This is a genomic window from bacterium, from assembly GCA_019912885.1.
In the GTDB taxonomy this organism is placed as follows: Bacteria; Lernaellota; Lernaellaia; order JACKCT01; family JACKCT01; genus JAIOHV01.
The window spans coordinates 1-6,732 of sequence record JAIOHV010000179.1 but is presented as its reverse complement, the minus strand read 5'-3'; the positions used below and the strand labels follow the sequence as shown (position 1 = coordinate 6,732).

Annotated in this window: 6 protein-coding genes; all 6 read left to right on the top strand. The window is 64.7% G+C overall.

Translation table 11 applies throughout. The features are described 5' to 3' along the window. Positions 1 to 914 precede the first annotated feature (914 nt). The gene (locus tag K8I61_15720; protein ID MBZ0273487.1) at positions 915 to 2,270 is read left to right on the top strand and encodes an integrin alpha; all 1,356 of its coding nucleotides are present in this window, start codon (positions 915 to 917) and stop codon (positions 2,268 to 2,270) included. A 111-nt stretch (positions 2,271 to 2,381) separates the two neighbouring features. Further along, positions 2,382 to 3,215 carry an ATP-dependent sacrificial sulfur transferase LarE gene (gene larE, locus K8I61_15715; GenBank protein ID MBZ0273486.1) on the top strand — a complete coding sequence of 278 codons (834 nt, stop codon included), beginning with the start codon at positions 2,382 to 2,384 and terminating at the stop codon, positions 3,213 to 3,215. Further along, a complete protein-coding gene (locus K8I61_15710; protein MBZ0273485.1) occupies positions 3,212 to 3,985 on the top strand; it encodes an inositol monophosphatase in 774 nt (257 codons plus the stop codon). The genes larE and K8I61_15710 overlap by 4 nt, the downstream gene beginning before the upstream one ends. Positions 3,986 to 4,306: 321 nt before the next feature. Further along, complete coding sequence (locus K8I61_15705; GenBank protein MBZ0273484.1) at positions 4,307 to 5,524, top strand: hypothetical protein; 1,218 nt, start codon at positions 4,307 to 4,309, stop codon at positions 5,522 to 5,524. Next, on the top strand, positions 5,521 to 6,228 hold the full coding sequence (gene bioD / locus K8I61_15700) for a dethiobiotin synthase (GenBank protein MBZ0273483.1): 708 nt from the start codon (positions 5,521 to 5,523) through the stop codon (positions 6,226 to 6,228). Before K8I61_15705 ends, bioD begins: the two co-directional genes overlap by 4 nt. A gap of 159 nt (positions 6,229 to 6,387) precedes the next feature. Continuing rightward, positions 6,388 to 6,732: shikimate dehydrogenase (locus K8I61_15695; GenBank protein ID MBZ0273482.1), on the top strand; the 345-nt coding region annotated here is incomplete at its 3' end.

Genomic DNA, 6,732 nt, shown 5'->3' with positions numbered 1-6,732 from the left:
CACTTCCCGTCGCGTCATGGCTTTGGCCTCGCGGGACAGGGCGTTGGATGAGTGCTGCATCGCACCCGTTTAAACCTCCCCGCCGGAAATCCGGACATCTACTCCCGCTTATACCAAGGACATCTTCCCCGCTTCGTACAGAATCGCGCGTGGCCTATTGACAGCGCCGGGACCGGAGTTTACTGGTCCTCGGTGATGCGTCGGTAAGGTTTTGCGGGGCGATGTTATTTCATCGACGGTCGGCCGCCATCATTTCCTTCCATCCCGAAAGATGATCGGTATGCGCGCGTTCGACGGCGTGACCTTGGCGGTGTTCCTCACGTTGGTTTCCGCGGTGTCGTGCGGCCAGGAGCCCGATGATCCGGGCGATGCGCGGCGCGATTCCTACCGCCTGACCGCTTTGCGCGGCGCGTATTCCGGCGACAATCCCGCGCAGAAATTTTCGGGCGGGCTCGTTTCTTGGCGAGTCGGTATCCGGCGCCGACGACGATGACTCGGCCGCGATCGATGACGATGACGACGACGACGACGACGGGTGCTGCGGCTGCTGATCGGATCGACGGAACCAAATGACAAGCGGGGGTCGCGCCAGAAGGCGCGGCCCCTTTCCGTTGGATGACGGTCATCGTTCCGCGGGCCGCCTCTAATTGCGCTGTATCCAATAGCGCCGCAATGGAGCTATAACGTCGATGTCCGATTTGAATTGCCCATGATTTGCGACGCTTGCCGTAACGGGAGGCGACATGACGTTGAGGGTAACGATCGCGCTTTTTTGTGTATCCCTTTGCGGCGTATTGGCCTCGTGCCGGCCCCAGCCAATTCATGACGCCGCCACGCCGTTGACGGCTTCCGACGACAATGTCCGGATAAGCGAACTGTCGACGCTCCCGGATTGGACGACGGAGGGCAACGATATGACGTCCATTTTAGGCTGGAGAGTATCGGCCGCGGGGGATATCAACGCCGACGGCTACGACGATTTTCTGGTCACCTCGGATCGATTCGTGCACGCCTATCTGGGCTCGGTGTCCGGGCCGGGCGCGGTCCCGTTCTGGTCCGTGCAGCAGGAGCCCGGCGGTTCCGATTTTGGCGAGACGCTCGCCGAGGTGGGTGACGTGAACGCGGACGGGTATGACGACATCCTGATCGGCGACTACAGGTACGGAAATGACGTGAACGGGCGAGCCTATCTTTATCTGGGCGGCGCGGGTGGATTTTCCGCGAATGCGGATCAGATTCTGGACGGCGAAGCGGAGGACTATCTCGGCTGGGCGATCGGCGGCGCGGGTGACGTTAATGCGGACGGTTACGACGACGTTGTCATCGGCTTTCCGTTCTTCTCCAACGATCTTTTCAATGAAGGGAAAGTCGCCGTCTATTTCGGCTCCGAATTCGGGCTCGAGGACTCGCCCGGTTCGGTCGCCGAAGGCAACGCCTATTACGCGTGGGTCGGTTTCAGTGTGGCGGGCGCGGGCGACGTGAACGGCGACGGCTACGACGACGTCATCGCCGGAGGCTTTTTTCCCCACGGCGTGCAGGTCTATTTGGGCTCGAGTTCGGGCATCGAACCGTCGCCCGTCTGGGCGCGTCCGGGCGAACTTACCGCGGCCGTCTCGTCCGCCGGCGACACCAACGCGGACGGATACGATGACGTCATGGTGATGGACGGTGTCGCAGGCCGTGTGTCGGTATTTCTCGGCCGCGCCCATGGAATCGTTTCGTCCCCGGCCTGGAGCAAGGTCTACAGTTCTCCGGGTTGCTACGGTTTTTGCGTGGCGGAAATCCCCATTGACGGCGGGTTTGACGTCAACGCGGATGGTTACGACGACATGATCGTCGGCGACTTCTGGCCCCAGCAGGCGTGGGTGCATACCGGATCATCGACAGGCCCCAAAGTCGATGCTGCCTGGACGAAGGTCGGTGGCGGAGACTTTGGCTTCGCCGCCTCCGGCGCCGGCGACGTCAACGGCGACGGGTTTGACGACATCCTCGTCGGCGCTCCGCACGCCAGCAACGGCGAGCATTCCGAAGGCATCGTGTATCTTTATTACGGTGGCAATACCACGACGACCACGACGACGACCGTTGCTCCGACCACAACCACCACCACGACAGCCTCCGTGCCGGCGACGTCCACCACAACCACAACCACAACCATGGCGAGCGCTTCCGACGACGATACGAACGACGCCGCCGCCGCCAATGATCCTGACAACACCGACGATGACGACGCCGACGACAATGATGACGATGGCGGTTTTGCCTGCTGATTGATGGTCCGCAAATCGGGGTTGCGCCACACGGCGCGGCCCCTTCCGTTTCCTCTCCATACGCCGCCGTGCTAAAAAGCTCTCGAGGGACTTCGGGAGAGCAACGCAGCCATGAACCTGGACGAAAAACTCGAATCGCTCGCGCGGATCCTGCGCGAGATGGGCGACGTTGTCGTCGCGTTTTCCGGCGGGGCGGACTCCGCCTTTTTGCTGGCGTTCGCGCATGAAACGATGCCCGGCCGTGCGCGCGCGGTGATCGGCAAAAGCGACAGCCTGCCCGCGTCGGAGCTGGCGGACGCCGAAGCGTTCGCGCGCGCGATCGACGCCCCCGTTCAAATCGTCGAGACGCACGAGATGGACCGCGAGGGCTATCGCGCCAACGCGCCGGATCGCTGTTACCACTGCAAGACGGAGCTGTACGAAGTCACGGCGCGCGTCGCCGCGTCGATGGACGTGGCGTTCGTCTGCGACGGCCTGAACGCCGACGACCTTTCCGACTACCGCCCCGGCCGAAAGGCCGCGACGGAAAAGGGCGTGCGTCATCCGCTGGCCGAGGCGGGCCTGACCAAAGCGGAAATCCGAGAGGCGTCGCGGCGGATGGACCTGCCGACCTGGGACAAGCCGGCCGCCGCGTGCCTGGCCTCGCGCATCCCCTACGGCACGCGCGTCTCGCCCGAAATTCTTGCTAAAATCGAAGCCGCGGAGTCCGCGCTCGCCGGACTTGGTTTTACCGGAATGCGCGTGCGCGCGCATGACACGATCGCGCGCGTGGAACTGCCGCGCGAGCAATTCCCGCGTCTTGTCGGCGATGACGTCGCACGCGCGGCGGTCGTTCGCGGCGTGAAGGCCGCCGGTTTTCAATACGTCGTTCTCGACCTCGAGGGCTATCGCACCGGCTCGCACAACGAGGTGCTCACGCCGGCCGACCGCGCCGCCGTCTCATGACGCGCCTTGATATCGTCATGCGGGCCGCGCGCGAGGCGGGCGATCTCGCGCTCACCATGCGCGGCGTCGATCTCGCGTTTGAGATGAAGGACGACGATTCGCCCGTCACCGCGGCGGACCTGGCCGCGCAGGAGATCATCGTCGAGCGCCTCACGCGCGCGTTTCCCGATGCCGGACTCATCGGCGAAGAGGATGCGTCGATCGCGCCGAAATCCGGCGCGGGCGTGTTCGCGGTCGATCCCATCGACGGCACCGACTCGTTCCGCTCCGGCTACCCGCACTGGGGCGTGTCCATCGGCCTTGTCGAGGAAGGGCGGTGCACGCTCGGCGTCTTCTACGCCCCGGTGCTCGGCGAGATGTACGCGGTCGATACCGGCGCGCCCGCGACGCTCAACGGCCGGCCGCTTGCGCCGCTGGCTCCCGATAACCGGTGGGGTCCGTTCATCGCGCCAAGCGACTTTCACCGGCATTTCGCGACGGACTATCCCGGCAAGCTGCGCGGCTACGGCACGATGGCCTATCATCTGTGCTACGTCGCGGCGGGCCTTGCCGACGGCACGATGGGATTCGATTCGCATATCTGGGACTACGCGGGCGGGCTCGCGATTCTGGAATCGGTGGGCGGCCGCTTCGCGAGCCTGGACGGCCGGCCCTTTAAGCCCGCCGACTGGATCGATGGGCGCAAGGTGACCATCCCCCATCTGGCCGCGCCGGCCGCCAAATGGGATCGCGTCCGCGATCGAATTCGCGCGCGCGAGGCCGCGCGATAAATTCCCATGAACGGTTATCCGACTAACCAACAGCTTATCCCTAAGGCTGCGGACATCTCTGGGGACAAGTTTTGTAAGTCGTTGATATCGCGGCGTTCCTTGTGTGGACACCACATCGAAAAACCAGCAGGGGGCAAGGTGAAAAAAGGACAGAATTCGCGGGGTTGGACGGCGCTTGCCCGTGTTTTGGCCGCAATCGCTAAATGGCCGTCCTACCGGCCCCTTTTCGCCAGTATTATGTTGATGTTCGCGTCATCGGTCTCTGCGCTTGCGGCAGATCAAACGGCCTTGGCGCGGGACTTGCGTGGCCGGATTTGCGAGATGCCCGGCTTCACGGCGCGCTACGAAGGACGCAACGAAACAAGCGGCAAGGATATTCGCATCGCCGTGTTTTTTGAACGCGCCGGCCGCGTTCGCATGGACGTCGAGTCGCAGAATTTCTCCACGTACTTCGACGGTAACGACGTCATCCTTTGGGACAAGGGCATGTCGCACGCGCTCGTCATGGATTTGCGCAACGCCCGGACGATCGTTCGCGAGGCCGCGGGCAAGCTCGCGCCCCTGGCCGACATCGTGCCGGAAGCCGGGACGCTCGCGGCCAAGGCCGACATCCATCCTTTTTATCTTGTCGATCTCTCCGACGGCAACGCGAACCTCGCGATCACCTTCGCCGCGCGCCCCTGCGACGCGCCGTGGCTCAACCGGCTTGCGGAGACAAACTCGAAGGTCGAGGAGGACGGCGACACGATCGCCGTCGCCTACGACGCCTATGTCCACACGATCCGCACGAAAGACGGCGTGCTTTCGCGCGTCGAGCATCGCGAAGAAGGCCGCGTCGCGCGTCACATCGCGTTGAAGGAGTTTTCGCCCGGCACGCCGCCCGCCGGCACGTTCGTGCAAAAACTGCCCGCGGGCGTCAAGCGCGAGAGCGCGCCGCCCGATCTTCAGGCGATCGACGCGGTCGTACGCAGTCAATACAAGATCTTCGTGGAGCAGGCGACAAGCGCCGAGGCGTCGCGCTGGGCAAGCCTCACCGCGGACGACAAGGAACGCATTTCCAGCGCGCTCAAGGCCTATTGGGAAGCCGCGTTCGCGCACTACGGGCCGCTGCGCGATCACCTGCTGGAAATGGTGTCGTCGACCGAAAGCGCCCAGATCATTCGCGGGCAGCTCGACGACCGCGAGGCATTCGCGCGCTTCAAGTCGCAAAACAATATCGTCGCCGACGGCGAGGCCAACGAACTGTGGCCGCGCTACATCGCGGCGCGCATGGCCAACGAGGTGCTCGCCAAGGCGGCCGAGCCGATCCAGGACTCCGTCGTCAAACCGCTCATCGCGCACATCCGCAAGGTTGCGCGCGTCAACGGCCTCACCGAAGAGCAAGCCGAGGAAATGCTGCAATTGCATACGGCGCCGATGGTCACGGCGATGTTCGAGTCGCTGATGCCGCCGCTAAAAGAGCGCTTCGATCGCGTCGTGGACGAGGCGAACAAGAAAAAAACCGGCGGCACGAAAAAAGGCGGCGGCGCGGGCAAATGACCGCGCGCGCCATCCTCGTCACCGGCACGGACACGGGCGTCGGCAAAACGCTCGTCGCCTGCGCGATCGCCGCGGCGCTCGTTCGCGAGGGCGTGGCCGTCGGCGTATGCAAGCCCGTGGAAACCGGCCGAACGGCGGGCGGGCGAGACGCGGAACGCCTCATCGCCGCGGCCGGCGGAACGCAGTCGCTTGACGACGTTTGTCCGTATCGCTTCGATCGGCCCGTCACGCCGCTTCTGGCCGCCGAAAGCGCGGGCGCGTCGATAGACATGGCGTGGCTCGCCGAATACCTGTGTGCATTGGCGACGCGGTTTGATGTGCTGCTCGTGGAGGGCGCGGGCGGGCTGCTCTCGCCGATGGCGCGCGGCGCGACGATGGCCGATCTTGCGCGCGACGCCGGCCTGGCGGCGCTCGTGGTCGTCGCCAATCGATTGGGATGCCTCAATCACGCACTTCTCACGGAGACGGCCCTGCGCCAGTCGAATCTGCCAATGCTCGGATTCGTTTTCACGTCCGCGGGCGCGGCGGCGGACGACGCTTCGCTCGATTCCAACGCGCGCATTCTCGCCGATGTCGCGGCCGCCCCCGTGCTATGCGCCATCCCGCGCCTTCCCGAATCCGCGCAAGGCGACGACGCCGCGCTCGCCGACGCGCTTCTGGCCGCGGACGAGGGACGCCGGCTCTTGACCCGGATTCGCGGTTGATCGCGGCCCAGGCGTTCGCCATTCAATGATCCAACGCGCCGTGTTCTCTGCGGCTCCCCCGTGCCCCCCGTGTACCGTCGAATTGCGATTCCGCGATGGCATTCCCAATTCCCAATTCGCAATTCCCAATTCCCCAATCGATGGCTAACATCGCCGCCCATGTCCCGACTTCGCTTCGCCGTCATCGGTAAACCCGTCGCGCACTCCGCGAGTCCCGCCGTGCATAACGCGGCTTACGCCGCGATGGACCTCGATGCCCGGATGATCGCGGTGGAAACCGACGACGCGCGCGAGACGATCTTGCGTCTGCGGGATGAAGGATACAGCGGCCTCGCCGTCACGATTCCGCACAAGGAGGCGGCGCTTGCCGTTGCCGACGGCGCGACGCCAACGGCCCGCGCGGCCGGCGCGGCCAACACAATCGTGTTCGCCGCGGGCCGCATCGCGGCGGAAAACACGGATGTCGCGGGTATCGCGCGCGCGCTTGCAAGCGAGGGCATCTCG

Coding starts and splice junctions, on each gene's coding strand:
- K8I61_15710 (MBZ0273485.1), top strand. CDS start 3,212: ATGACGCGCCTTGATATCGTCATGCGGGCCGCGCGCGAGGCGGGCGAT.
- K8I61_15705 (MBZ0273484.1), top strand. CDS start 4,307: ATGCCCGGCTTCACGGCGCGCTACGAAGGACGCAACGAAACAAGCGGC.
- larE (MBZ0273486.1), top strand. CDS start 2,382: ATGAACCTGGACGAAAAACTCGAATCGCTCGCGCGGATCCTGCGCGAG.
- bioD (MBZ0273483.1), top strand. CDS start 5,521: ATGACCGCGCGCGCCATCCTCGTCACCGGCACGGACACGGGCGTCGGC.
- K8I61_15720 (MBZ0273487.1), top strand. CDS start 915: ATGACGTCCATTTTAGGCTGGAGAGTATCGGCCGCGGGGGATATCAAC.